The 22664-nt window shown below is 61.2% G+C and carries 22 protein-coding genes and 1 tRNA gene; 5 read left to right on the forward strand and 18 right to left on the reverse strand.

From position 1 onward, the window contains the following. Positions 1-36: 36 nt before the first annotated feature. A tRNA-Met gene (locus tag C5J24_RS06750) sits at positions 37-113 on the forward strand. Between the two features lie 59 nt (positions 114-172). On the opposite strand, the gene C5J24_RS06755 is transcribed toward C5J24_RS06750, so the two are convergent. Genes C5J24_RS06755 through C5J24_RS31780 form a run of 3 tightly spaced genes read right to left on the reverse strand, consistent with a single transcriptional unit; the run spans position 173 to position 2522 of the window. Continuing rightward, the gene (locus C5J24_RS06755) at positions 173-1033 is read right to left on the reverse strand and encodes a DUF3313 domain-containing protein (RefSeq protein ID WP_105416731.1); all 861 of its coding nucleotides are present in this window, start codon (positions 1031-1033) and stop codon (positions 173-175) included. A gap of 38 nt (positions 1034-1071) precedes the next feature. Next, the gene (locus C5J24_RS06760; RefSeq protein WP_105416732.1) at positions 1072-2241 is read right to left on the reverse strand and encodes a patatin-like phospholipase family protein; all 1170 of its coding nucleotides are present in this window, start codon (positions 2239-2241) and stop codon (positions 1072-1074) included. A gap of 2 nt (positions 2242-2243) precedes the next feature. Further along, positions 2244-2522, reverse strand: coding sequence for a hypothetical protein (locus C5J24_RS31780; RefSeq protein WP_172723879.1), 279 nt, complete (start codon positions 2520-2522; stop codon positions 2244-2246). A 177-nt stretch (positions 2523-2699) separates the two neighbouring features. On the opposite strand from C5J24_RS31780, the gene C5J24_RS06765 reads away from it, so the two are divergent. Then, positions 2700-2945 (forward strand): hypothetical protein, encoded by a 246-nt coding sequence (locus C5J24_RS06765; protein WP_105416734.1) that lies wholly within the window; start codon positions 2700-2702, stop codon positions 2943-2945. Between the two features lie 33 nt (positions 2946-2978). Here C5J24_RS06765 and C5J24_RS06770 read toward each other — a convergent pair whose 3' ends face one another. From C5J24_RS06770 to C5J24_RS06790, 5 genes are all read right to left on the reverse strand, one after another. Next, a complete protein-coding gene (locus C5J24_RS06770; protein WP_245446559.1) occupies positions 2979-4346 on the reverse strand; it encodes a HAMP domain-containing sensor histidine kinase in 1368 nt (455 codons plus the stop codon). Positions 4347-4384: 38 nt separating this feature from the next. Further along, complete coding sequence (locus tag C5J24_RS06775) at positions 4385-5140, reverse strand: response regulator (protein ID WP_105405012.1); 756 nt, start codon at positions 5138-5140, stop codon at positions 4385-4387. Between the two features lie 144 nt (positions 5141-5284). Beyond that, positions 5285-8353, reverse strand: coding sequence for an efflux RND transporter permease subunit (locus C5J24_RS06780; protein ID WP_105416738.1), 3069 nt, complete (start codon positions 8351-8353; stop codon positions 5285-5287). Further along, a complete protein-coding gene (locus tag C5J24_RS06785; RefSeq protein ID WP_105416740.1) occupies positions 8350-9450 on the reverse strand; it encodes an efflux RND transporter periplasmic adaptor subunit in 1101 nt (366 codons plus the stop codon). Before C5J24_RS06785 ends, C5J24_RS06780 begins: the two co-directional genes overlap by 4 nt. A gap of 222 nt (positions 9451-9672) precedes the next feature. After that, complete coding sequence (locus C5J24_RS06790) at positions 9673-10539, reverse strand: MipA/OmpV family protein (protein ID WP_245437305.1); 867 nt, start codon at positions 10537-10539, stop codon at positions 9673-9675. A gap of 246 nt (positions 10540-10785) precedes the next feature. On the opposite strand from C5J24_RS06790, the gene C5J24_RS06795 reads away from it, so the two are divergent. Both C5J24_RS06795 and C5J24_RS32265 read left to right on the forward strand, forming a co-directional pair. Continuing rightward, complete coding sequence (locus tag C5J24_RS06795; protein ID WP_105416741.1) at positions 10786-11265, forward strand: hypothetical protein; 480 nt, start codon at positions 10786-10788, stop codon at positions 11263-11265. Continuing rightward, complete coding sequence (locus C5J24_RS32265; protein ID WP_245446561.1) at positions 11252-11698, forward strand: hypothetical protein; 447 nt, start codon at positions 11252-11254, stop codon at positions 11696-11698. Before C5J24_RS06795 ends, C5J24_RS32265 begins: the two co-directional genes overlap by 14 nt. 52 nt (positions 11699-11750) lie before the next feature. On the opposite strand, the gene C5J24_RS06805 is transcribed toward C5J24_RS32265, so the two are convergent. From C5J24_RS06805 to C5J24_RS06835, 7 genes are all read right to left on the reverse strand, one after another. Continuing rightward, positions 11751-12590 (reverse strand): MurR/RpiR family transcriptional regulator, encoded by an 840-nt coding sequence (locus C5J24_RS06805; protein WP_105417610.1) that lies wholly within the window; start codon positions 12588-12590, stop codon positions 11751-11753. Between the two features lie 98 nt (positions 12591-12688). Continuing rightward, a complete protein-coding gene (locus C5J24_RS06810; RefSeq protein WP_105416743.1) occupies positions 12689-13366 on the reverse strand; it encodes an aspartate/glutamate racemase family protein in 678 nt (225 codons plus the stop codon). Positions 13367-13435: 69 nt separating this feature from the next. Continuing rightward, positions 13436-14401, reverse strand: coding sequence for an ABC transporter ATP-binding protein (locus C5J24_RS06815; RefSeq protein ID WP_371674053.1), 966 nt, complete (start codon positions 14399-14401; stop codon positions 13436-13438). A gap of 2 nt (positions 14402-14403) precedes the next feature. Beyond that, complete coding sequence (locus C5J24_RS06820) at positions 14404-15465, reverse strand: ABC transporter ATP-binding protein (protein WP_105416745.1); 1062 nt, start codon at positions 15463-15465, stop codon at positions 14404-14406. After that, positions 15462-16355, reverse strand: a complete 894-nt coding sequence (locus tag C5J24_RS06825; protein WP_105416747.1) for an ABC transporter permease — start codon at positions 16353-16355, stop codon at positions 15462-15464. The genes C5J24_RS06820 and C5J24_RS06825 overlap by 4 nt, the downstream gene beginning before the upstream one ends. Positions 16356-16358: 3 nt before the next feature. After that, entirely contained in the window at positions 16359-17312 is a 954-nt protein-coding gene (locus C5J24_RS06830; protein WP_105416749.1) for an ABC transporter permease, read from the reverse strand. A gap of 77 nt (positions 17313-17389) precedes the next feature. Next, positions 17390-18985, reverse strand: coding sequence for an ABC transporter substrate-binding protein (locus C5J24_RS06835; RefSeq protein ID WP_105416751.1), 1596 nt, complete (start codon positions 18983-18985; stop codon positions 17390-17392). A gap of 400 nt (positions 18986-19385) precedes the next feature. Here C5J24_RS06835 and C5J24_RS06840 point away from each other — a divergent pair, with 400 nt between their 5' ends. Beyond that, on the forward strand, positions 19386-20207 hold the full coding sequence (locus C5J24_RS06840) for a bifunctional allantoicase/(S)-ureidoglycine aminohydrolase (protein WP_105416753.1): 822 nt from the start codon (positions 19386-19388) through the stop codon (positions 20205-20207). Between the two features lie 46 nt (positions 20208-20253). Here C5J24_RS06840 and C5J24_RS06845 read toward each other — a convergent pair whose 3' ends face one another. From C5J24_RS06845 to C5J24_RS06855, 3 genes are read right to left on the reverse strand one after another with little or no spacing between them, the layout of a single operon-like run. Beyond that, positions 20254-21090 (reverse strand): GNAT family N-acetyltransferase, encoded by an 837-nt coding sequence (locus C5J24_RS06845; protein WP_105416755.1) that lies wholly within the window; start codon positions 21088-21090, stop codon positions 20254-20256. Further along, positions 21087-21833: an aspartate/glutamate racemase family protein gene (locus C5J24_RS06850; RefSeq protein WP_105416757.1), complete on the reverse strand. Its 747-nt coding sequence runs from the start codon at positions 21831-21833 to the stop codon at positions 21087-21089. Before C5J24_RS06850 ends, C5J24_RS06845 begins: the two co-directional genes overlap by 4 nt. A 5-nt stretch (positions 21834-21838) precedes the next feature. Continuing rightward, the gene (locus C5J24_RS06855; RefSeq protein WP_105416759.1) at positions 21839-22657 is read right to left on the reverse strand and encodes an ABC transporter permease; all 819 of its coding nucleotides are present in this window, start codon (positions 22655-22657) and stop codon (positions 21839-21841) included. Between the last annotated feature and the right edge of the window lie 7 nt (positions 22658-22664).

The following is a 22664-nucleotide window of genomic DNA, read 5'->3' on the forward strand; positions in this document are numbered from 1 at the left end:
CGCACCGCGATAAATCCCGCAGGGATTTACGCTTAACGCGGGGTGGAGCAGCCCGGTAGCTCGTCAGGCTCATAACCTGAAGGCCGCAGGTTCAAATCCTGCCCCCGCAACCAAATTCCAAAAACTCCCGAAGCAATCGCTCCGGGAGTTTTTTGTTGTCGAGCGATATGGTCTACCGGTTCTGTGCCGGAAGCTGCTTGTCGGTCCAGGTGGGCGGCATCCCGACCTGGGAGGCCGCAAAATCCACCAGACCGGGCGACCGGCCAAATTTCTCGCAGGCAGGGTATTTCGGCTTTCCACCAAGTCCCGACTTGATCCTCTGCCCAGAAGGGATCTTGGGCAGACCCTTGAACGGCGTCTTGCCGCTGACGAGCATCCTGGAAAAATCACTGCCGAAGCTCGCCGCAAGCGAGTAGGCGTCCCCGATCTGCGAAACGCGCGCACTGGTGGTCACGAAGTTCGCTCCCTTTGCCCATACCATCGCACCGACTTGCTTGCCGTCCCTTGTGGTTGCCTCGGCCTCCACGGCAAGACCTCCAAGCCCGATAGGCAACCGCGGGACGGGCACCGGAGCGACGAAGTTGGCTCCGAGCGACGTTGCAGTCGACAGGGCCGCCACCGCGGTATTGGTCGGCACAATGCGAGTGATTGTGGCGTGAACGACGAGATCCGCTTCCTCTTTCCGCTCCACAACCATGAAACGATCGCTGGCGCCGACGCAGAGGGCGCGGCTGATCACATTCGCGACCAGGGCGCGATCGGAAGATTTGCTGATGGATAGTGCAGCACCGTCCGAAACCTTGGTTGGCTCGATGTAGATCGTTCTGGCGGATACAAGATCGGTTGATGCGACTCGATAATTTGCCTTGGTCATTCGCCCGTTGTTCGATGTCAAACTGTCATAGGACGTGAGCGAACTTGCCCGTTCGAGCGGCACGGCGGCGCAACCGCCAAGCAACAACACAAGGAGAGCGGGCGCAATCAGCCGATGGCACGGCTGGATGCCTGCCAAGCCAAGGCGGGGATGTAACATTTGGTTCTCCTATTGGATTTAGGGGGAGGTCGGCGCGGCTATCGCCACTGTGCCGTCTGTGCGGCTGTGAGCGTGTCGGCGAACGAAGGCCTGTCTTTCCACAGGTTGCCGCTCGCCATTTTTGCGTATCCGAGGTTGAAGACCGCACGCATGTAGTTGGTGTTGAACGGATCGGTCATATTGTAGGCGAGCTGCGCATCGATCGAGGCCACGCGGAACCGAATGCCGCTCCTTTGAGCATAGATGTAGGTGGCCACCAGCGCGCTACGTGTCTGCGCCTTGATGAGGGAGGAATTCGCCCTGGCCATGACCGTAAACGTGTTGTTCGTGGTGGTTGAAAATTCAGACATCAGCGCGTTGTTGATGATGATGTACATGTTCAGCTTCACGCCCTTGGGCCACTCGACCTTGTCCGAATTGGCCATCCATCCCTCCGGAATCGTCAGGATTTGGGACGCCGCGCCTCCGTCGGAATGCATTTCCTCGAAGGACTGATCGCCTGACTTTGCCTTGATGAGTACCGCCGGATAAAGGCCGGGGATGCTTGCCGAGGCGATGACAACGTCGCGGAAGAGTTTTAGGGCGTCGGGCCGACCGCTGTCGGCGATGGCGCCCATGTTCCAGATCACCGCTCTTTGGGAATCGAGGTTCGAGGTCAAGACAAGCAGGCGCCGGCCCTTGCGGTGTTCTGCGGCAATCTTCGCCAGCACCTCCTGCGTCAGGTACCGCTCGACCATCGTTCGAAGAGGCTTCTGCTTCAGGAGGCTCGCGCCGAGAAGGCCCTGGGGCAGGAAATCGGCATCGACCAATGTCTTGGCGACCCCGCTCGTGTACAAGTCGACGAGGGTATTGTCATAGCCGGGACCGAGGAAGGCGTAAGGCGCGATCAATGCGCCGGTGCTGACGCCGCTGACAATGTCGAATTCGGGCCGCTGTCCGCTATCCGACCAGGCCTTCAGCGCCCCGACGCTGAACGCGCCTCCGGCGCCACCGCCCGACAACACGAGGTAGTTGACTTCCTTGTGTCTCGGGATGGGCAGCCATGCACGTGTTTCAGGCAGGCTCCGGCTTGCATCCGCGTAGATACGGACATCGCCGAACCCCTCGATACCGGCGGTCGCGGCGGCTTTCGGCCCATAGGCAATACGGTCCGGCGCCATGCAGCCGGCGAGAAAAGCCAGCAGGAAGATAGCTACCACGTGATACACGGCTATAGCCTTGCGCCGGGCGAATATCTGGAGGGGACGTTGAAATTTCCACCGACCGTACAGCCGATGTCATCCGCGGATGTTGCCTGCGGACTCCATGATGGACCGATCGCCCAACGCGGCGGGCTCACCAGATAACCTTTGAAATTCACGGTAACTTCCTTCGGAATCGAATCTGGCGGTATCAATGCAGAGTTCGTCGTTGCCTTGGGTTTTGTAATGTTAAGAATCATTGGCCGCTGCGATCGGGTGTTCACCACCGGCTCGGCGGCGGGCTTCATGGATTGCCGACGCCTGGCAGTTGTCCATGTGGCGGCCGGCTGACGAACAACGGCCATGCATTCCCGATTGATATCCCGCAACAAAACTTCATCGATCGCCTTGGTTTCGTCCCTGTTCTGACATCGCGCGGTTGCTTGCCGCGGTTATCGATCGCGACAGCAAAACGGGAGGTCGTTATGACCGATGATGAGATGACGATTGCCGAGGTCCTGAAGGATCCTCTGATCCGGCTAATGATGCGGGCAGACCGGGTGTCTTTGAGAGAGATGGAAAAACTGCTTCGGGAGGCAGCATTGGGGATTCCGCTGGCTCTCTCCGAAGACCGCCGGGGTGACATGCACTACCTCGTCAGGCCGGCAATCCTTGAGCCCAAGTTGCCGTCGATATCGTCAGCGGCACCAGCTGATCGGCAGCGCGTGTGACCATCATCGGGGATTGCGCCAGCATGTGGTCGATTACCTCTGCTTGACGAGAGCCTCTTGAGCTAGCGCCTGTTCTTTCGCAGATGAAGCCTGGCTGCTTCGATGCGGTGCGGTCTCCACCGGCGGCAACTGTAGCGTCACCCGCAGACCATGCGGCAATACGTTTTCAAGTAGCAGCGAGCCACCGTGGCCCTTTGCAATTTCATCCGCAATCGAAAGCCCCAGCCCAAAACCGCTGCTGGAATTGAGTGACCGGGCCTCGTCAACCTTGAAGAAGGGCTCCAGGACCTTGTCCTCAAGCCCTTCTTCAAGGCCTGGGCCGTTGTCGCTCACAATTATTACCGCTCCACCCTGCGGGCTATTGCGCAACTCGACAGCTACCTTCGTGCCGAACCTTACCGCGTTCTCCACGATATTGGTGACAGCGCGTATGAGAGCCTTTTGTTGGCACACGTATCCAAACCGCTCGGGTCCGCAGTAAATTACGTCATGGCCGAGGTCACAAAATTCCGACGCGATAGTCCGCAGAAGGCTGGAAATATCAACCTTTCGAGGCGGTTCGGCTGTAACGGTGCTGCTTAAATACTGAAGGCTTTCCTCAATCATGGTGGTGAGGTTGTCAATATCCGCCAACATTGCTTCCCTGGAGGCGGGGTCCTTCGAACGCTCCACGCGCATTCGCAGTCGTGTCAGCGGCGTCCTGAGATCGTGGCTCACAGCCGTCAGCATCCGTGTGCGATCATCGACCATCTTACGGATGCGGTGGCGCATGTTGTTGAGTGCCGTCGCAAGTGTGCGAAGTTCCCTGGCGCCTTCGGCGGTAAATTGCTCTTCTTCGTTACCGTCGAGGCGCAGTCTCTTTGCCGCGTCGGCAAAGCGGACGAGAGGCGACGTGATCATGCGGCTTATATAGAGCACCAGGAGGAGCATCGGCAGCATCAGGATGTTGGCCTTGGCGATGAACTCGGCGACTGCGCTGAAAGACGAGGGGGAAACATCGGCACCGGTGAACCCGATAACGAGGGCACGGTGCGCGTCAAGGCGCACCGCAACCGTACTGTGTCCCCCGCCGTCCGAACTGTCTTTAAGAACCACCACCTCAAAATCGGCAGGCAAGACATCCTGAAGCGCGTCCGAGATGAGGGGATCACCCGTTTGACGCGCCAATTCGCTACGGACGTCGCTCCATGGCAGAACCTTCAATTCGAAATTGCCGGAGGCGCTTGCCCTCACCAGATGCTCGATTTCGTCGTCATTTCTGGCGCTTCTGACCTGATGCACAAGCAGCTCGATTTGAGCGCCTTTGCCCATAAGCATTTTTTCATTCTGGAAAATGAATGGCTCAGGGAGAACAGCGATAAGAAAGATAACGAGCAGCGGAACAATAGATGCGAACACCATGAATTGGGTTCGTATGGATGCCCTGCGCAAGCGGCCAATCATGGTGCTATCGCAACCTCCGGAGTGAAAACATATCCGCCCAGGCGCACGGTTTTAATAAATGTCGGCTCCTTGTAATTAGGTTCGATTTTCTGCCGGACACGACTGACATGGACATCAATGCTGCGTTCGACAGGTCCTGCAGAGCCTGCGTGGGTACGGGCCAGTATTTCCTGGCGGTTCATTACCTGCCGGGGGTTCTGGCAAAACACCAGCAGCACATCAAATTCCGCCGTCGTGAGCGACACATGAAAACCATCGCGGTCGGTCAATTCACGCGTGACCGGGTCGATCCGCCAGCCCGCAAACGTCATGGGTGCCTGCTGTGGCTTGACCTGCGCTGAATACGACGACCGCCGCAGAAGCGCCTTTATCCTCGCCAGAAGTTCCCTGGATTTGAACGGCTTCGTGACGTAGTCATCGGCGCCCAGCTCCAGTCCGACAACCCTGTCTATCTCTTTCGTTCGCGCCGTCAGCATGAGGATGGGTATCGTATCAGACGACCTGATTCTTCTGCATATGCTGAAACCATCCTCACCCGGCAGCATTCCATCCAGCACTATAAGGTCGAATTCCTTCTTCTTCAGGACACCGTCCATTTCAACCGCAGATCCGACCGCCTCTGCGGCATAACCCGCCTCCTTGATCAGATCGATCAGCATGCTGGCGATATCCCGATCATCCTCGACGACCAGGATTCGGGCTGACCCTTGTACAAGAACATTGGATGCGACGTTATTCATAGGCTTGGCCATTCGTGCCGGAATCCCGATTATCAGTTAGCCCGTTTCGCAGCATGGTTGTCAGCAACAATTATGCTTAATTTTGTTTTTGCGCTTCCGCCACGGACTCTGATTCGATGGGTTCGTCAGCACTGGCGGCCAGCCTCAATCTTCGGTTCATGGAGCACGGCCTCGCGGTTCTCGTCCCTCCCGAAGCTTTAGAAGCAGCAGGAAATCGTCGACAAAGGTGAAGATCACGGGAATGACGACGAGGCTGAGGACGGTGGACGTCATTAGGCCGCCGATCACGACGATCGCCATCGGTTGACGGAAGCTTGCATCGCCGCCGCTGAGGCTCAGGGCCACGGGAAGCATGCCGCCGCCCATGGCGATCGTCGTCATGACGATCGGGCGGGCGCGCTTATGGCAGGCGTCGACCAGGGCGTCGAAGCGCGAAAGACCTGCGCGTCGCGACATGATCGCATATTCGACCAGCAGGATCGAATTCTTCGTGACCACTCCCATCAGCATGAGCAGGCCGATCAAAACGGGCATGGAGAAGCTGGTTCCGGTCAGCACGAGCGGCAGCAGCGCTCCGCCGAGCGATAGCGGCAGCGCCATAAGGATCGTCAGCGGCTGGAGGAAGTCATGGAAGAGCAATACCAGAACCGCATAGATGCAGAATACGCCTATCCCCATGGCGATGGCGAAGTTGTCGAAGAGTTCCGAGCTGCGCTCCAGTTCGCCCTGTTCGACGAGCCTGACGTCGTCCGGAAGGTTTTGGAGGGCGGGCAGCGCCTGCGCTTCGCGATAGACCTCGCCGAGGATGCGGCCGTTGAGTTCGACCGACAGCGTAACGTTTCGCGAGCGGTCGATGCGGCTGATCTCGGACGGACTGCCCCCGATGCGGATGTCGGCGACCGAACCGAGATCGACGCTGCCCCTGGCACCGGCAACGCGAAGATTTGCAATGTCGTCAAGCGTCGTCCGGTTACCGGGATCGAACCGGACGCGGATGGGAAGCTGGCGCTGGGGCAGGTTGAGCTTGGCAAGCGAGGAGGAATAATCCCCGCTCGTGGCCACGCGAACCGCTTCGGAAATCGCTTCTGCCGTGACGCCGAGGGCGGCGGCGCGATTGAGGTCCGGGACGATCTGGACTTCCGGGGCCTGCCGGGAGGCGCTGGACGTCACTGCGCCGATGCCTTGAAGGCCTCGCAGCTGTTCTTCGAGTGCTCCCGCCGCCCGGTCGAGTGCTCCGGAATCGTCGCTGGCGAGCGTTATTTCCAGCGTCGTACCGCTGCCGCCCGTACCCACTTCGATCCTGACGCCTGGGAGAACCGCGAGCGCCCGTCGGATCTCGTTTTCGATCTCGGCCTGCTTGCGGCTGCGTTCGCCGATCTTCTTCAAATCGGCGACAAGCGAGGCGGTCGCCGTATCGACGGTCGTCGATGAATCGATCATGTCATCCGACGAGGCGCTTCCGACGGCGGAAAACACCCGCGTGACGTCCGGCAGGCCGGAAACGATATCCGCCGCCCGCCGCGTCATGGCGTCCGTTTGTTCAATCGGGCTGCCGGGCTGAAGCGTCAGAGTGACCTTCGTCTGCGAATCGTCGGATGCGGGCAGGAAGCCAGCGCTGAGCATGGTAATCGTCGAGAGCGAGAGCCCGAGGAATATGCAGACGCCGAGGACCGTCAACTTGCGATGGTGCAGGCAGGTTTTGACGACGGCCATGTAGGCGCGCATGATCGCGCCGTCCCTCTGCTCGATGGGACGCGCCTTCATCAGATAAGCGGCCATCATCGGCGTCAGAAGGCGTGCGACGACCAGTGAGGCGAGAACGGCCACCGCTGCTGTTATGCCGAACTGGCGGAAGATCAGGCCGGGAATACCGCTCATGAAAGCGGTCGGCAGGAAGACCGCGACGAGCGTCAAGGTCGTTGCGACGACGGCTAGGCCAATTTCATCGGCGGCCTCGAGCGCAGCCCCCTTCGGAGTTTTTCCCATTTGCAGGTGGCGCGCAATGTTCTCGATCTCGACGATCGCATCATCGATGAGGATGCCGACCACGAGCGAGAGGGCGAGCAGCGTCACCGTATTGAGGCTGAAATCCGCCAGATACATCACGAGAAAGGTCGGGACGACCGAGAGCGGCAGCGCCACCGCCGAAAGCAGGGTCGCCCGCCAGTCGCGCAGGAAGAGCCAAACCACCACGACCGCCAGGATTGCACCTTCATAGAGCATGTTCATGGAGCCGTCGTAGTTTTCGATGATCGGCCCGACCGTGCTGTAGGCCTGAACGATCTCGACATCGGGGTTGGCTGCGGCAAAGTCCTGCATGGCCGCTTCGATGGCGGCCGCGACGCCCGTATCCGAAAAGCCGTTGGATCGTTTCACCTCAACAGCGATCACGGGTTCGCCATCGAGATAGGCGATCGACGAGCGGTCGGCAAAGCTGTCCGCCACCGCGCCAATCTCGGCCAGCTGCACCAGCTCTCCGCTCGGAAGCGGGATTGCGAGCGCTTTCAGTTCCTCGACCGACGAAACCGCCCCAAGCGTGCGGATCCCCTGCTTGCCGCCGCCGATCTCAGCCCGGCCGCCCGATGTGTCCGACTGCACGGACTTGAGCTGCGAGGAAACGGTAGCAGCGCTGAGGCCGAGCGCGCTCATGATCTGGGGGGTGAGGTCGATGTGCACTTCGCGCTCGATGCCACCGATCCGGCTGGCCTCGCCGACGCCGGGTACGGAAAGCAGGGCCTTTGTCATGTCGTTGTCGACGAACCAGGAGAGTTCCGTCTCGTTGAGGCGGGCGGAGCGCACCGCGTAGGTGAGAAGGGTGGAGCCCTGCACTGTCACCTTGGTCACGCCCGGCGCCTGCATCTCGGAAGGCAGGTCGCCGCTCGCACTATCGACGGCATTGCGCACCTCGTTCAGTGCTTCCTCGCTGTCCTTTCCCAACTGGAACGAGACATTGATGATGACCGATCCGTCCGTGACCGTCGTTGTGATGTGGTCGAGGAGGCTCAGCGATGCAAGCCTGTCTTCGATCTTGCGCGCGACTTCCGTTTCGAGCTGCGCCGGCGCGGCGCCTTCAAGCGAGGCGCTGATCTTGATCGTCGGCAGATCCATGTCGGGAAAGTTCTGTACAGCGAGCCGGTCGAACGCAATGAGGCCGCCGACGGTCAGCAGGATGAACAGAAGGATGGCGGGAACCGGATTGCGGATCGACCAGGCGGAGAAGTTCATCGCGATTCTCCCTTTTCGAGCTTGACGAGCGCGTCTCCACCCACCCGGACGAAGGCCTTGTCCGAAAGGAAAGCACCACCCGTCGTCACGACGGCGGTCGAGCGGTCGAGGCCAGAGAGGATTTCCACTTCACTGCCATTGCGGCGGCCGGTTTCCACGCGAATGCGTGACGCGCGCCTGTCTGCATCCACGGTGAAGACGTAAGCGATGCCGTCACGCAGGACGAGCGCCGTCTCGGGTACGGCGAGCGCCGTGGTGGTCTCAAGCTCGATCTGGCCGGTGACGTACAGACCGATGGGCGGGCGCGCCGCCGCCGGCAGCGCCACGTAGGCGAGCGCCCGTCCGGTATCGGTGCTGACCGTCGGAGCGACAAGCCGAACGGTTCCTTTGACGCGTCGATCACCAGGACCGACGATCGTGGCTGTGAGGCCTTGCCTGATGCGAGGCAGATAGCGCGCGGACACTTCCGCCTGCCATTCGACGCGTTGCTGGCGGATCATGCGGAACAGTTCCGTGCCGGAAGAGACGACGGCGCCGAGCTGGGCCGAGCGGGATGTGATCAGTCCATCGTCCACGGCCAGGATAGTCGTCTTGGCGAGTTTGATCTTCTGGCCTTCCAGCAAGGCTTCGGCGGATCCCACCCCTGCCATCGCCGTCTGTTCGGCGATCAGGTATTCGTTGATCTTTTCATCCGACAGCACGCCGCTTCCCTGCACCTTGCGCGCCCGGTCGGCATTCGCCGTCGCCTTGGCGAGGTCCGCCCTGGCGCTTGCCAAGGCGGCCTCTTGGTTACGCAGTTCTGCACGCACGGCTTCGTCGGCAAGCCGGACGAGGGGCTGACCCTTCGAAACGACCGATCCGACATCGACAAGGACGGCGGTCACGCGCAGGCCATCGATTTCCGCGGCGATCACCGCTTCATGCCAGGGCTTGAGCCAGCCGCTGGCCGGTATCGTTTCAGGCCATCGGCGTTCTGCGGGATTGGCCACGGCGACGGTAAGCGCTGCCGCCTTGTTCTGTTGCGCAAGCACAGGCTCCGCTGCGGAAGCAAGGTTCACGCTCACGAACAGGGCGAGAAGAAGAGTTGTCGGTCGCATCGGTTGAATCTGCTTTTCTGGCATCGCGCTTACTGCCCGTAGTCATCAGCCGCGATTTCATGTCCGACCAGTTGGGCCGGCCTGCGGCTCCAGACCCGGCCAGATGGAATGCCTGCTCGCCGGGAGGGAATGACCGCGATGTGGAGTTGACTGCGAGAAGCCGAGGATAAGAGGCCGGCGAACGGAGAGGATGTCTGCGGCTTCTCTGCGCCTATTGGGTTCCTAGAACTTGTACCCGACCATCAGCATCGCAGATGGCTGAACGTCGTTCTGAACGATCGGACTATCCTTCGCATCGCCGGTCAGGAAACCGACCGCTGCCTGGCCACGAATAACCCAGTGTTCGGTCGCCATATATGTGACGGACGCCTCGATATCGAAGCGCTTCAGGCCAGCGCCTGCCTCGTATTGCCGTAATCCCGATCTCGCAGACTGGGCGGCGGTTACCCCAAAATAGCTTTCCATGTGATTGTCGTCGGCGAACGTCGCGGAAGCGCCCGCGGAAAGAATAAAGCGATCATAGTGATGCGAGACATTCGCACCGACCTGACCGATCAAGCCGTCGCTGCCCCCGATTGTCTTGTCGACAGACGCATAAAATTCCAGCGGACCCATTTCATACGAAAGCTGCGCTCCGACGACAGCCCCAGCGTCGATGTCACCCAGTCCCTTCAGGTGATCGGAATCGTCTTCATCGCGCCCGCCCCCCATGTCGTAACCGCCTTTCACCGTGAGCTTAACGCCGTTGGACTTCAGCACATCGATTTCCAGCCCGCCCGGATCGACCGTGACGCGATCGCCGAAGGTGGCGGAAATCATGGGAATGGGGACCAGTTCGAACTCGTCCGATCCTTCGAATTTAGGTGCATACATGGCTCCGGCGCCAACCATGACGTTCCAGTCGGAAAGCTTCTGGCGTATCCCGCCAAACCGTCCCTTGTCGAAATTCTCTGTCGCGGGGATAGCAGCCTCTTCACCTTCGTAAGGGTCGGCCGCGCTCGCCTGGGTAAGGGGGCAAGCGACAACCGCGAGCCCCGCAGCGATGGCGACGCGCCGCGGATGGCTTAAGAAGGACTTGGTCAATGACATTCGAATTGGCTCCTGGGATCCGGTAGAGAGTTTTTGGCGTGCAGGTGTAAGCCCGACGCGCCAGCCTCTTGCGGAGCGCACTGTCCCAGACGACGCCGTTAACTTGGGTTTTGTGATGTTAAGAAATGTTGTCCCGGTCGATACCGCTGAACCGCGGACGGCGGCTGCAACAAAATCAAACAAAACCAAACACACTCTTGCACCGGCAAAAGCTAGGTTTTCTCATCTCCGTATGAGGAACTCGCTATGTCTATCGAAACCATTCACCCCAAGAGAATTCTTGTGTTTCTGCCCGTGGCGGCGGCCAATGCGATCGTCGCGATACTGGCGGCCCACGGATATGAGTCCGTTGCGGTGTCGACGTTTCCGGAGGCTTTTACGGCACTCCGTTCGGACAATTATTCCTTCGCCATAACGACCCGACCTGAGATCGATCTCGTGCGCAATATCCGCTCCATCCCGGTGGTCAATCTCGAGGTTTTCTTCCACACGGAGCCTTCCGGCGATGGTCCGTTGATAACGTCGAAACGGTTCGACAGCAGCGCATTCATGAAACGGATCGAGTTCCTTGTTCAGCCTCTGGCAACGAGAGTTGAACACGCTGGCATCGAGCAAACAAAGAATGAAGGGATGCGAGAACCGATGGTGCCCCGATGGCGGGTGGCGTTGAAGTCCGTCTTTGGTTTGCTCCGTCGGCGAGAAGGATTGAAGGATGTTCGATCCTGAGAGGCTTGCAGCGGTCGCGCCCGGCTTCAATCCGGCGATAGAGAGAAACACCAACAGAAAAAGAATAACCGCAGCCGGACAGGAGCCTTGGACGATGGAGCTCTGGCGGATTGCAGTTCCACGGCAGGAGCAGGCTTTTTTCGGGATATGTCTTTTGGTTCACTGGCTGATAAGCGCCGCCTCGTTGAGCGGGTACATCATAGTAGTTCTGTTTCTGATCGTGGCAGTGGGCCGGCTTGTGCGGAATGCCGCGACGCTTTTTGCATCAACACTGCCAAGGAGGTCGCAACTCAGACACTATATCGTGCTGTGTACGTCAGTGGCCTTCTTTTTCCTGCTGGCCGTCCGAGGTTGTTACCTCGCTGCTGTGATCGTGGACGTCGGATTTCATTCCGATCCGTTTGAAGCCCGTGGCGATATCGGTCAGCATTGATTGGCAGCCGGATTGAGTGTCGGGGGTCTTCTCGCCATCGGCGCTGACCGCATCAGAGTTCGTCGAGCCCTTCATTCAGCGTCTCGATGTGGCGTAGCCGCTTTCTCCCCTCGACGCCTGCCTTCTCCAGGCATCGGGTGATCAGCAGATGGCAGAGGGCCATGACCGCCGTGTGGTTGAAGAGCGGGCCAGGCGCCAGGGTCTGGCATTGGAAATGCCAGGTTGCCGACGTCTCGAACGCGGCACCCTCGTCGGTGATGTAGAGGAATTTCGCTTTTGACTTCCGGAGCTGGGCGAGGATGGCGTCCACCTGAGCAATTCTTCGGCGCATGGCGAAGAACACGACCACATCGTCTTCCCGCAGGCTGACAAGATGTTCTCCAAGCGTCTGCCCCGCGCCGGGGATTGCGACGATATCCTCGATGACCTGGGTCAACTGCCATTGCAGGTAGGAGGCAAAGGGATGGCTGCTCCGGAAACCGAGCACCCAGACCTTCCGCGCCGCTATCATCGCTTCCGTCACGGCCTCGATCTGGCCCTCGGAAATGGAAAGGAACGTTGCTTCAAGATTGGCGACCCCCTGGGCGACATGCGCCTGCATCGACTGGGCGGCCGCGGCGTCGGCAGCGGCCGTCAGGAAGAGCCGGGAGCCGGTCTGCCTTTCGGCCCGGGCATGGCGACGGGCTTCCTCGTAGTTTTCGTAGCCGAGGCGCTGGATGAAGCGCGTCACCGTGGCCTTGGAGACATGCGCAAGCGCGGCAAGCTCCTGCGCCGAATAGCTGGCAAGTTCGCCGGGAAAGTCGCAGACGAACTCCCCCAGACGCTTCTCGGCAGGGTGCATCTGGGGAATTGCCTGCCTTACGCGATACAGGAACGATTTATCCTTCGGCACGGGAAGCTCCGCCAAGACATCAGCGCGCGGACTTTCCGGTGGGATGCCGCGACTTGCAACAGAAAAAACGACCTCTCCATGCCTGGGAGATGCCCCCATCAGTTCGCCCTCGATCCGGCTTCAGGAGGATGGGCGATCCGGGAAAGCAACAGTTCGACAGCGGAGCGGATAGGCGCAATCACAGGTGAAGAGAGAGCCCGCTGAAGATCGTCCGCCGCCTGGCCCAGCGGGCCGCCGCCGATGATGACGGCTTCAGCGCCATCCCGTTCGAGACATTCGCGAACCGCGATCTCAAGGGCCGCGTGCAAACGCGCGGGGTCGGAGGCAAGCACCAGCGGATCGCCGCTGGTCAGCCGCGTCCCGGTAAAGAGGTGGGCAAGGCCAAGCGTTTCAGCCTTGGCGGCGAAGCTCGCCACGAGGTCGGGGGTGACCGTTGCGATGCCGAACCGCCGGCCTCCGGCGGAGGCTTCGTACATGCTCGCCTCGCAGATGCCGACTGTCGGCAGGCTGGACAGGGCCTTCAGGCGATCGAGGCCCGGATCGCCGAATGCGCTGACGATCAGCCCATTGCTAAATTGCTCCGCGGCCAATCCCATTTCGACGACGCCGCCGGCCGATGCAGCAAGCTCCTCGCCATTCAGGATCATCGATACTCCTCTCGTGGCGGTGACCCCCTCCACGGAGAAATTTTCCGGCAGGTATTTCCGGGCGATCTCGGTCATCATGACCGTCGTCGCACGGGACGTGTTCGGGTTGATCAATGTGATACGCGTCATGTCTCGTTCCGTGCGCGATTGCACGGGCGCCCTCCCTGCCTTGTCATCGTCTCTCATCATCTTTGGCGTTCAGGCACATTGCACACAAGCGACGCTGCCGGCCCCGCCGACCGGCATCAAGGCCGGTACTTCCGTGCGGCAGAGATCGGAAACCTGGGCACAGCGCGGCGCGAAGGCGCAACCGGGCGGCATGGCGGCCAGGTCCGGCGGTGCCCCGGGGATGGTGATCAGGCGGTCGCGTCCGTGGGCCAGTTCGACGCGGGCGCCGAGCAGACCCTTGGTATAGGGGTGCCTCGGTTCGCGGATGATGTCGGCGACCCTGCCTTCCTCGACGATCCGCCCGGCATACATCACCGCGATCCGGTCCGCGACTTCCGCCGCAACGCCGATATCATGCGTGACGAAGATGACGGAGAGCCCGTATTCCTTCTGCAGATCGCGGATCAGCAGGAGGATCTGGATCTGGACCGTCGCATCGAGAGCCGTGGTCGGTTCGTCGGCGAGCAGGACCTTCGGATTGCAGGCGAGCGCCATGGCGATCATCGACCGCTGCAGCATGCCGCCGGACATTTCATGCGGATAGTTTTGCAGCCGGCGCTCCGGGGAAGGGATCTTGACCTTCTGGAAGAGGGCAAGCGCGCGCGCCGCCGCTTGCGAGCGCGATATGCCCTCATGCCGCATGATGGTTTCTTCTATCTGGCGGCCAAGCGTGTAGACCGGGTCGAGTGCCAGCCGCGGCTCCTGGAAGACCATCGAGGCGACGGCGCCGCGAAAGGCACCGAGATCCTTGGCCGTCAATCCCGTCACATCGCGGCCGGCGACGGTCATCGAGCCTTCGATCGTTGTGCCTTTTGGGTGCAGGCGCAGCAGTGAGCGCATGGTGACGCTCTTGCCAGACCCGGATTCGCCGAGCAGCGCAACGACCTCGCCCGGCTGGACCGAAAGGCTGACGCCGTTGACGGCTTTGACGGGCTTTCGGCCGCGGTTGAACGTCACCGAAAGATTGCGAATATCGATCATCGCGGCGGTTTGCATGGTCATGCCTCCATCAATGCCGGCGCACGGCTGTGGCGTGAGCCCGGTACGGACATCAGGCAGGCTGCGGACTGGCTTTCGGAAACGCTGGCGAGCGGTGGCAAATTCTCGCTGCAGATGCCCTCGGCGAACGAACAGCGGGTATGGAACCGACAGCCTGACGGCGGATCGATCGGGTTCGGCGGGTCGCCCGAGAGCGGCGGCTCGGAGGTTCTTTCGGCGGGGTCCATCTTTGGCATCGAGGCCAGCAGCGCCGCCGAATAGGGATGCCGGGTGTTCTCGAAGATCGCATCGCGGCTGCCGATCTCGGCCACCTTGCCGAGATACATGACCATCACCCGGTCGCACATGAAGCGCACGACGTTGAGGTCGTGGGAGATGAACAGGTAAGTCAGGCCGAAATCCCGCTTCAGGTCGAGGAGCAGGTTCAGGACCTGGGCCTCTACCGACTTGTCGAGCGCCGACACGGCTTCGTCGAGGATGATGAGCCGCGGTTCGAGCGCGAGCGCCCGGGCGATGTTGACGCGCTGCCGCTGTCCGCCCGACAGCTCGTGCGGATACCGGCCGGCAAAGCGCGATGGCTCCAGCCCGACCCGGTGCAGCAGGTCGTGGGCCCTGGCGATCGCCCTGCCCGCGGCAATGCCATGCACGCGCGGCGCAAAGGCGATGGATTCTTCAATCGTCAGCCTGGGGTTGAGCGAGGCGTAGCTGTCCTGAAAGACCATCTGGACCTGGCGGCGGTAGTCGGAAAGCGGCAGCGCGCCGCCAACCGTCTCACCGTCAAACAGTATATCGCCTCGGTCGGGCAAGATGAGCTGCATCAGCAGCCGCGCCGTGGTGGACTTACCGCAGCCGCTTTCTCCGACGACCCCGAGCGTCTCGCCCTTGAAGATATCGAAATCCACGCCGTCGACGGCGCGGACGACCTTCTTCGGCTTCATGAAGCCGCTGCCCTTGACCGGGAAATGCTTGATCAGGCCGCGCGCGGAGATGAGCGGCTGCGCGGGCCCGCCCCTTTCGCCGACGGGAAGATCGTAGGCGGGTTCTTCGACGATGCTGATCATGACTTCACATCCATGGCTGAGCGCAACCCGTCTGAGAAAAGGTTGAAGCAAATCGAGGTGATGAAGATCATCAGGCCGGGCAGGGCCGCGACGAACGGGTTGTTGTAGATCGCCGTGCGAAGCGTGTTCAGCATCAGCCCCCATTCGGCGTCCGGCGGCCGCACGCCGAGGCCAAGGAAGGAGAGGCCCGAGGCGAGGATCATCGAGACGGATATCAGGCTTGTGGCAAAGACGAAGATCGGGCCGAGCACATTGCCGAGGATATGGACGCGGATGATCGTCATCGGCGGGGCGCCGGAGGCACGCGCCGCGTCCACGTAGTCGAGCTTGCGGACCTGGGTGGTGACGCTTTCGGCGACGCGGGCGATCTGCGGGATGAAGACGACTGTCAGCGAAACCAGCGCATTCGTGAGCCCCGAGCCGAGTGCGCCCGACAGCGCCACGGCCAGAAGGACCGACGGAAAGGCGTAGAAAACGTCGACCGTGCGCATGATCAGCGTGTTGACGATGCCGCCGGCATAACCGGCGACGATCCCGATCGTCGAGCCGATGATGAAGGCAATCGGTACCGGAATGACGCCCATGATCAGCGAGAGCCGCGCGCCATAGATCAGCCGGGAGAGCATGTCGCGGCCGAGTTCGTCGGTGCCGAAGATATAGCCTGGCGTGCCGATCGGCTTGAGGCGACGGATGACGCTGCCCTTGGAGGGATCGTAAGGCGCGATATAGGGAGCGAAAATCGCGATCAGCACCAGGATCAGGAGAATGAAGAGGGCCGTCATGGCGACCGGGTCACGGGAGATGCGGCGCAGCACGCCGCTCCAGAAGCCGGGGGACTTGGCGATGGCGGCAGGAGAAGGGGCCGCGATGTCTGCGGTGACGACAGCCATGTGTCAGCTCCTCTGGATGCGGGGATCGATCGCGCTCTGCAGCACGTCGACGACGAGGTTGAGGAAAACGAAGAACATGGCGAGCACCAGGATCGTGCCCTGCAGGATGGGCAGATCGCGGGTGAAGATCGCGCCGTTCAGCAGGAAGCCGGTTCCCGGCCAGGAGAAAACCGTTTCGATCAGGATCGAGCCGCCGAGCAGGTAACCGAGCTGCAGTCCCATGACCGAGAGCGCGGTCGGCGCGGCGTTGCGCACCACATGGCGCAGGATCTGCGGTGTCATCAGCCCTTTGGCGGCGAGTGCCTGGGTGAAATCCTGGGAGAGGATATCGGCGACCAGCGAGCGGATGGTGCGGGCGATGATGCCCATCGGGATGACCGACATGGTGACCGCAGGCAGGATGAGGAACTGCAGATATGCCCAGCTTAAGGCTCGGCCCGACGATCCCTCCGGCCCGCCGCCCATGGCCGGCAGCCAGCCGAGGGTGACGGAAAAGGCGATGACCAGCACCATGCCGAGCCAATAATGGGGCACGCTGACGCCGAGCATCGAAACAGCCGACGCCAGGCGATCCACCCAGCCTCCGCGGAAGACGCCGGCAAGGAAACCCAGGGAAGAGCCTGCCACGAAGCCGATAACGGCGGCAGCCAGGGCAAGGATGATGGAATTGACGGATGCATCGAGGATCTCGTTCAGCACCGGCCGGCCGCTGGCGATCGAGGTACCGAGATCGCCCTGCAGCGCATGCCATGCCCAAAGGGCATATTGGACCGGAAGCGGCCGGTCGAGGCCGTAGAAGCTGCGCATCTGTGTCTGCAGTTCGGCGGAGGCATCCGAAGGCAGGATCGCTGCGAGCGGATCGCCAGGCGCGATATGGATCAGCATGAAGCATACGATGCTCACGCCGATCGTGACGGGAATGACGTGCAGAAGCCGTTTCAGGGCATAGAGCAGCATGGTGTCCTCACCGGGGAGGTTGATCGGGCATCATGAAAGGCGGCGCGCCGATCGCCCGGCGCGCCGCCTGCTCGGGATTACTCCATGGTAATCGTCGAAAAATCCTGGAACCAGTTCTGTGCCTGGACGAAGCCCTTGACCTTGGCGGTCATGGCGCGCGGGTTGACGTCATGCGTCACCATCAGGAACAGCGCATCGTTCACGTACTTCTCGTGCACCTGCTGCATCACCTTGTCCTGCTCCACGGGATCGAAGGTGTTGCGCACCTTGTCGAACAGCGCGTCCATGTCCTTGTCGCAATAATAACCCCAGTTGGTGCCGGTCGGCGGGGCGAGCTTGCACTGCGACTGGCGGATCATTGCGGTGAAGGGGTCCTGGATGAAGTAGCTGTAGTTGACCGCGGTGGCGCCCTTGGCGCTCGGATCCTTGGCACCCGCCCGCCAGATGTTGATGACGGTGTTCCAGTCGGCGACCTCGTATTCGATATTGATGCCGACTTCGGCAAGCGTCTGCTGGATATATTCGTTCATCTGCAACGGCAGCATCTGGCCAGAGCCGGACGAGGAAATGATGACCTTGGTCTTGAGCGGCTTGTCGGGGCCGTAACCCGCTTCCTTCATCAGCTTCTTGGCTTCCTCGACATTGTATTCCACCTTGAAGGTCGGCTTGCCGAACCACTGGTGCCCGGGCGGCATGTAGCCTTGCGCGGGAACGGAAAGGCCGCCGAGAAGCTCGTTGAGGCCAGCGCGGTCAACGGCAAGGTTTGCGGCCTTCCGGACGCGGATATCGTTCCACGGGGAACCGTCGATGCGCGACAGGTGCCAGGTCCAGTTATGCGGATAGGAATTGGTGATGATCTTGAGACCGGCCTCCTTCAGTGATTTCACCGAATCCGGGGCGGGAGCCTCGATCCAGTCGACCTGGCCGGAGCGAAGCGCCGCGACACGGGTATTGGGTTCCGGCAGCGGGATCAGAACGAGCTTGTCGAGCTTGGGAACGCGCGCCTTGTCCCAGTAGTCCTTGTTGGGCGTCAGTTCGGCCCGTTCGCGCGGCGTAAAGCCGCTTTCCATCTTCCATGGGCCGGTGCCGGAGGGCTTCTGGGCAACCGTATCCCAGTTCCTGCCCTGCTTTTCCCAGTTTGCCGGCGACGAAATCAGGATCCAGCTCAGCTGGTAGGGAAGCGTCGCATCCGGCGTGTTGGTGGTGATTTCGACCGTCAGAGGATCCACGACCTTGTAGGAAACGACCGCCGGAATGCGAGACTTGCCCTGGGCCGCCTGGCGCTTGTCGAACTGCGGCGCATCCGCCTTCAGAAGCTTGTCGAGGTTCCAAACGACTGCATTCGCGTCGAAGGCGCTGCCGTCATGGAATTTGACGCCGTCGCGGAGCTTGAAGGCCCATTTGGTCTTGTCGGCCGGATCGACCTGCCAGGATGTCGCAAGGCCCGGAATGAGGGCGGATGGCTTGTCGGCTTTCGAAAGGTCCCATTCGATCAGAGAATTGTAGACCGTATAACCCATGAAGCGCTGGCCTTCGCCGCCCTGGTCTGTCTGGCCGGTGGTGAGCGGGATATCGGAAGCGGTCATGCCGATGCGCAGCGTTCCAGCCGCCAGTGCGGGGGTCGCGGCGGCTGCAAGGAGTGCTGCCGCAGTCGCGCCAAATACCGTCGTCATCCGCAGGTTCCGGAAAATGCCGAGGCCGTGCCGGCTACTCGATGATGTGTTGGTCATGCTGTTCCCTCTTTATTGAAGTCGCTGGACTTTGAGCCAGTCATCAAAGGAGAAGCAGATTTCATGCCAATTTCTGTGAAACCAGGATTTCACTTATCTCCAAAAGGAATAGCGCAGATAGATGAGCTCGATTTCGAGATGCGGACGGCTCGTGCCGAATTCTGTGGCGAGAATGCGAGGCGTCTGCCGAAAAATGCCGCGCCGCTAGCCGCAGCGGTCCGATGTGTGGCGGAAATCTTGGAGCCGCGGCTTGCCGGGGCGAATTTATTGGTTGCTTAGAGGCGCGCGGCGCTTAAAGCATATGCGTATCAGACGCCGCGAAATTGGACCGCAAAACAGACCCATGACCAACAGAGATTATTATTCGAACCTCGGCGGTTTGCCGCCGCAGACCGATCTTCTTTCCAGCAAGGCTGTTTTCACGACATCCTATGCGGTCATTCCTCGAACCGTCATGTCGGACATCGTGGCCAGCCTGCTTCCCCATTGGCAGGGAACCCGGGTATGGATCATCTCCCGCCCAATGACGGGATTTTCGGAGACGTTCTCGCAATACATCGTGGAAGTTCAGCCCGGAGGCGGAAGCGACCGGCCGGAACCCAACGCACGCGCCGAGGCGGCAATCTTCGTCGTCGAGGGCGAGATGTCGATCGAGTTCGCCGGAAGCGATCATGCGCTGAGGGCAGGCTCCTTTGCCTATATCCCGGCCGGATCGCCGTGGAAGCTGCGCAATCGCGGCACGGCGCCTGTCAAGTTCCACTGGGTTCGCAAGGCCTTTCAGGCGGTCGAGGGCCTGGAAGCTCCGCCGGCGGTCTTTACCCATGAAGACGAGCATCCGATTTCATGGATGCCGGACACCGGCGACCGTTGGGGGACAACCCGTTTCGTCGACACTTCCGACGTCCGCTACGATATGCATCTCAACATCGTCACCCTGGAGCCGGGCGCGACCATCCCCTTCATGGAGACCCATGTGATGGAGCATGGCCTCTACGTTCTCGAAGGCAAGGCGGTCTACAGGCTCAATCAGGATTGGGTCGAGGTCGAAGCGGGCGACTACATGTGGCTGCGCGCCTTTTGCCCGCAGGCCTGTTATGCCGGCGGCCCCGGCCGCTTCCGTTACCTGCTCTACAAGGACGTCAACCGCCACACCGAACTGTGGTAGTCGCTGCTTAACGAGCGCGAGCGGCGTCCTCATCGGGGCGCCGCCGTCAGCCGAGTTCGAGAGTGGTAATCCCGAACACGCCCGGCATACGAACCGCCGGCACTGGCCCGCGATACATCCGCGCGGTCGTGAAGCCTTTCACGAAACGATGGGCCTCGAGATAGGCTGAAAATTCCGTCTGCAGGGCCGGGACGTCGACATGCATGGTTTCGTTGCCGATCTCCGCGGCGCAGGCGTTCAGCAGCTTTTGCGCGTCGTCGGCGGTCTGCGCAAACAACGGGCCGATCTTGTAGCCGTCATGGCATTTGCGGCAGACCGCATAGCCGCAGACATTGCCGTCACGGATGATGACCTTGGCAGCCCGCGGCGGCTTCAGCCAGGCGGTCAGGAAAGCGCCGCGCTCCGCAGGGAAGAAAGCTTGGTCATAACCAAGAATGGCGGGCACAAGATCGTCAGTGATCGCGGTTACATCGGCATCGCGGCTTCCGGCAAGGCTGCCGCTCCAGCGAAACGTCTCGTAGGCCAGCTCGAAGCCCATGCTGCGATAGTTCGCCTGCTGTTCCGGCACGCCGTCGAGGCCGATCGTCCGGCCGTCGAGATGCGCCATGCCGGCATCCCAGACCTTTCTGCCAAAACCTTTGCCGCGAAAATCGGGATGGGTGATGTACAGGCCGATAAAGCCGAAATCGGAACAGTAGCGGACCGCGGATATGCCGGCCACCATCTGCCCGTCCACAAAGCAACCGATGAAACCTTGAGGATCGGCGGCATGAAGAGCCGGCGCATCGGCAAGGCCCGGGTTCCAGCCCTCGATCCGCGCCCAGTCGATAAGCTGTTCGGCCTCGGAGGAGGTGAGTACGCGAATGGTCGAGTGAGTCTTCATTTGGCGGCGAGTTTCCCGGGCTCGAAATCTTCGAGCAGGCCTTTATAAGGTTTGCGGACCGGCGAAGCATAGGCTCCTCGTTTGGCGGTCGACAAGCCCAATGTCACCAGCGCCTCGGCCTGTTTCACCGCCGCCGCGACGCCGTCGACCACAGGCACGCCGAATTCGCGGCGCAGTTCGGCCGTGAGATCGGCCATGCCGGCGCAACCGAGCACGATCGCCTCCGCCCTATCCTCGCTGAGTGCGGCCGAGATCTCTTTGCGCAGCCGGTCGCGGGCATTGGAGGCCGGGTCTTCCAGTGACAGGACCGGAATATCGGCGGTCCGCACCTTGCATCGTCCGGCCATGCCGTAACGATGAACCAGATGTTCGAGCGGCAGGCGCGAGCGTTCCATGGTGGTGACGATGGTGAAGCGCTGGGCGATGAAGGCGGTGGTCGCGAGTGCCGCTTCGCAGATGCCGACCACAGGAATGCTGGCCAGTGCCCGTGCGGCGTCGAGCCCCGTGTCGTCGAAACAGGCGATGATCGCCGCATCGGCACCGGCCTTCTCGCCCTTGGCGATCTCGATCAGCAGGCCGGGTACCGCGAAGACCTCGTCATAATAACCCTCGATCGAGACCGGCCCCATGGAGGAGGTGACGGCAAGGATTTCGGTGCCGGCGTTGGCGACGCGCATGGCGGAATCGGCGATCGTCGCCGTCATGCTGGCGGTGGTATTCGGGTTTACGACAAGAATGCGCATTCTGTTCACGACCGCAGGCGGCGGCGATTGAGGTGGACGATCAGGCCGAGCGTGCCGGCGATGACGAGGAAGGAGAATACCGTCGTCACCGTGCCGAGCGCGTAGAGCACCGGCGTCGTGACATTGGTCGTCATGCCGTAGATTTCGAGCGGCAACGTGTTGAACGAACCTGCCGTCATCAGCGTGCGGGCGAATTCGTCATAGGACAGCGTGAAGCCGAACAGGCCTACACCGATGAGGCTCGGCGCGATCATCGGCAGCACGACATGGCGGAAGGTCTGCCAGGACGAAGCGCCGAGATCGCGCGCGGCTTCCTCGTAGGCGGGCGAAAAGCGGTTGAAGACGGCGAACATGATCAAGACGCCGAAGGGCAGCGTCCAGGTGAGGTGTGCACCGAAGGCGGACGTATACCAGGAGGGCTGGAAACCGAGCTGCTGGAAGACGACGCCGATGCCGAGCGAGATGATGATCGACGGCACGACGAGGCTCGCGACGGCGAGATAGAACAGCGCGGTCGACCCGATGAAGCGGCGGCGGAAGGCGAGGCCCGCCAGCAGCGAAACGACGACCGTGACGCTCATCACCATGATGCCGAGCATGGCGGAGCGACGGAACGAACCGCCGAAATCGCCGACCGCCTGGGTCTCGAACAGGTTGGCGAACCAGCGCAGCGACACGCCGTTCAGCGGGAAGGTGAGGCCGCCGTTCGGCCCCTGGAAGGAGAGGATCAGGATCGCTGAAAGCGGGCCGTAAAGGAACAGCACGAAGACGATGAAGAAGATGGCGAGAAGGTAGAATTCGCGGCCGCGCTTGTCGCTGTGCATCTCAGAG

The organism is Neorhizobium sp. T25_27 (genome assembly GCF_002968565.1).
Classification (GTDB): Bacteria; Pseudomonadota; Alphaproteobacteria; order Rhizobiales; family Rhizobiaceae; genus Neorhizobium; species Neorhizobium tomejilense.

Excerpts from the sequence above, each read along its gene's own strand:
- C5J24_RS06755 (WP_105416731.1), bottom strand. The coding sequence starts at position 1,033 with ATGTTACATCCCCGCCTTGGCTTGGCAGGCATCCAGCCGTGCCATCGG.
- C5J24_RS31780 (WP_172723879.1), bottom strand. The coding sequence starts at position 2,522 with ATGAAGCCCGCCGCCGAGCCGGTGGTGAACACCCGATCGCAGCGGCCA.
- C5J24_RS06765 (WP_105416734.1), top strand. The coding sequence starts at position 2,700 with ATGACCGATGATGAGATGACGATTGCCGAGGTCCTGAAGGATCCTCTG.
- C5J24_RS06770 (WP_245446559.1), bottom strand. The coding sequence starts at position 4,346 with ATGGTGTTCGCATCTATTGTTCCGCTGCTCGTTATCTTTCTTATCGCT.
- C5J24_RS06775 (WP_105405012.1), bottom strand. The coding sequence starts at position 5,140 with ATGGCCAAGCCTATGAATAACGTCGCATCCAATGTTCTTGTACAAGGG.
- C5J24_RS06780 (WP_105416738.1), bottom strand. The coding sequence starts at position 8,353 with ATGAACTTCTCCGCCTGGTCGATCCGCAATCCGGTTCCCGCCATCCTT.
- C5J24_RS06785 (WP_105416740.1), bottom strand. The coding sequence starts at position 9,450 with ATGCGACCGACAACTCTTCTTCTCGCCCTGTTCGTGAGCGTGAACCTT.
- C5J24_RS06790 (WP_245437305.1), bottom strand. The coding sequence starts at position 10,539 with ATGTCATTGACCAAGTCCTTCTTAAGCCATCCGCGGCGCGTCGCCATC.
- C5J24_RS06795 (WP_105416741.1), top strand. The coding sequence starts at position 10,786 with ATGTCTATCGAAACCATTCACCCCAAGAGAATTCTTGTGTTTCTGCCC.
- C5J24_RS32265 (WP_245446561.1), top strand. The coding sequence starts at position 11,252 with ATGTTCGATCCTGAGAGGCTTGCAGCGGTCGCGCCCGGCTTCAATCCG.
- C5J24_RS06810 (WP_105416743.1), bottom strand. The coding sequence starts at position 13,366 with ATGACGCGTATCACATTGATCAACCCGAACACGTCCCGTGCGACGACG.
- C5J24_RS06815 (WP_371674053.1), bottom strand. The coding sequence starts at position 14,401 with ATGCAAACCGCCGCGATGATCGATATTCGCAATCTTTCGGTGACGTTC.
- C5J24_RS06820 (WP_105416745.1), bottom strand. The coding sequence starts at position 15,465 with ATGATCAGCATCGTCGAAGAACCCGCCTACGATCTTCCCGTCGGCGAA.
- C5J24_RS06825 (WP_105416747.1), bottom strand. The coding sequence starts at position 16,355 with ATGGCTGTCGTCACCGCAGACATCGCGGCCCCTTCTCCTGCCGCCATC.
- C5J24_RS06830 (WP_105416749.1), bottom strand. The coding sequence starts at position 17,312 with ATGCTGCTCTATGCCCTGAAACGGCTTCTGCACGTCATTCCCGTCACG.
- C5J24_RS06835 (WP_105416751.1), bottom strand. The coding sequence starts at position 18,985 with ATGACGACGGTATTTGGCGCGACTGCGGCAGCACTCCTTGCAGCCGCC.
- C5J24_RS06840 (WP_105416753.1), top strand. The coding sequence starts at position 19,386 with ATGACCAACAGAGATTATTATTCGAACCTCGGCGGTTTGCCGCCGCAG.
- C5J24_RS06845 (WP_105416755.1), bottom strand. The coding sequence starts at position 21,090 with ATGAAGACTCACTCGACCATTCGCGTACTCACCTCCTCCGAGGCCGAA.
- C5J24_RS06850 (WP_105416757.1), bottom strand. The coding sequence starts at position 21,833 with ATGCGCATTCTTGTCGTAAACCCGAATACCACCGCCAGCATGACGGCG.
- C5J24_RS06855 (WP_105416759.1), bottom strand. The coding sequence starts at position 22,657 with ATGCACAGCGACAAGCGCGGCCGCGAATTCTACCTTCTCGCCATCTTC.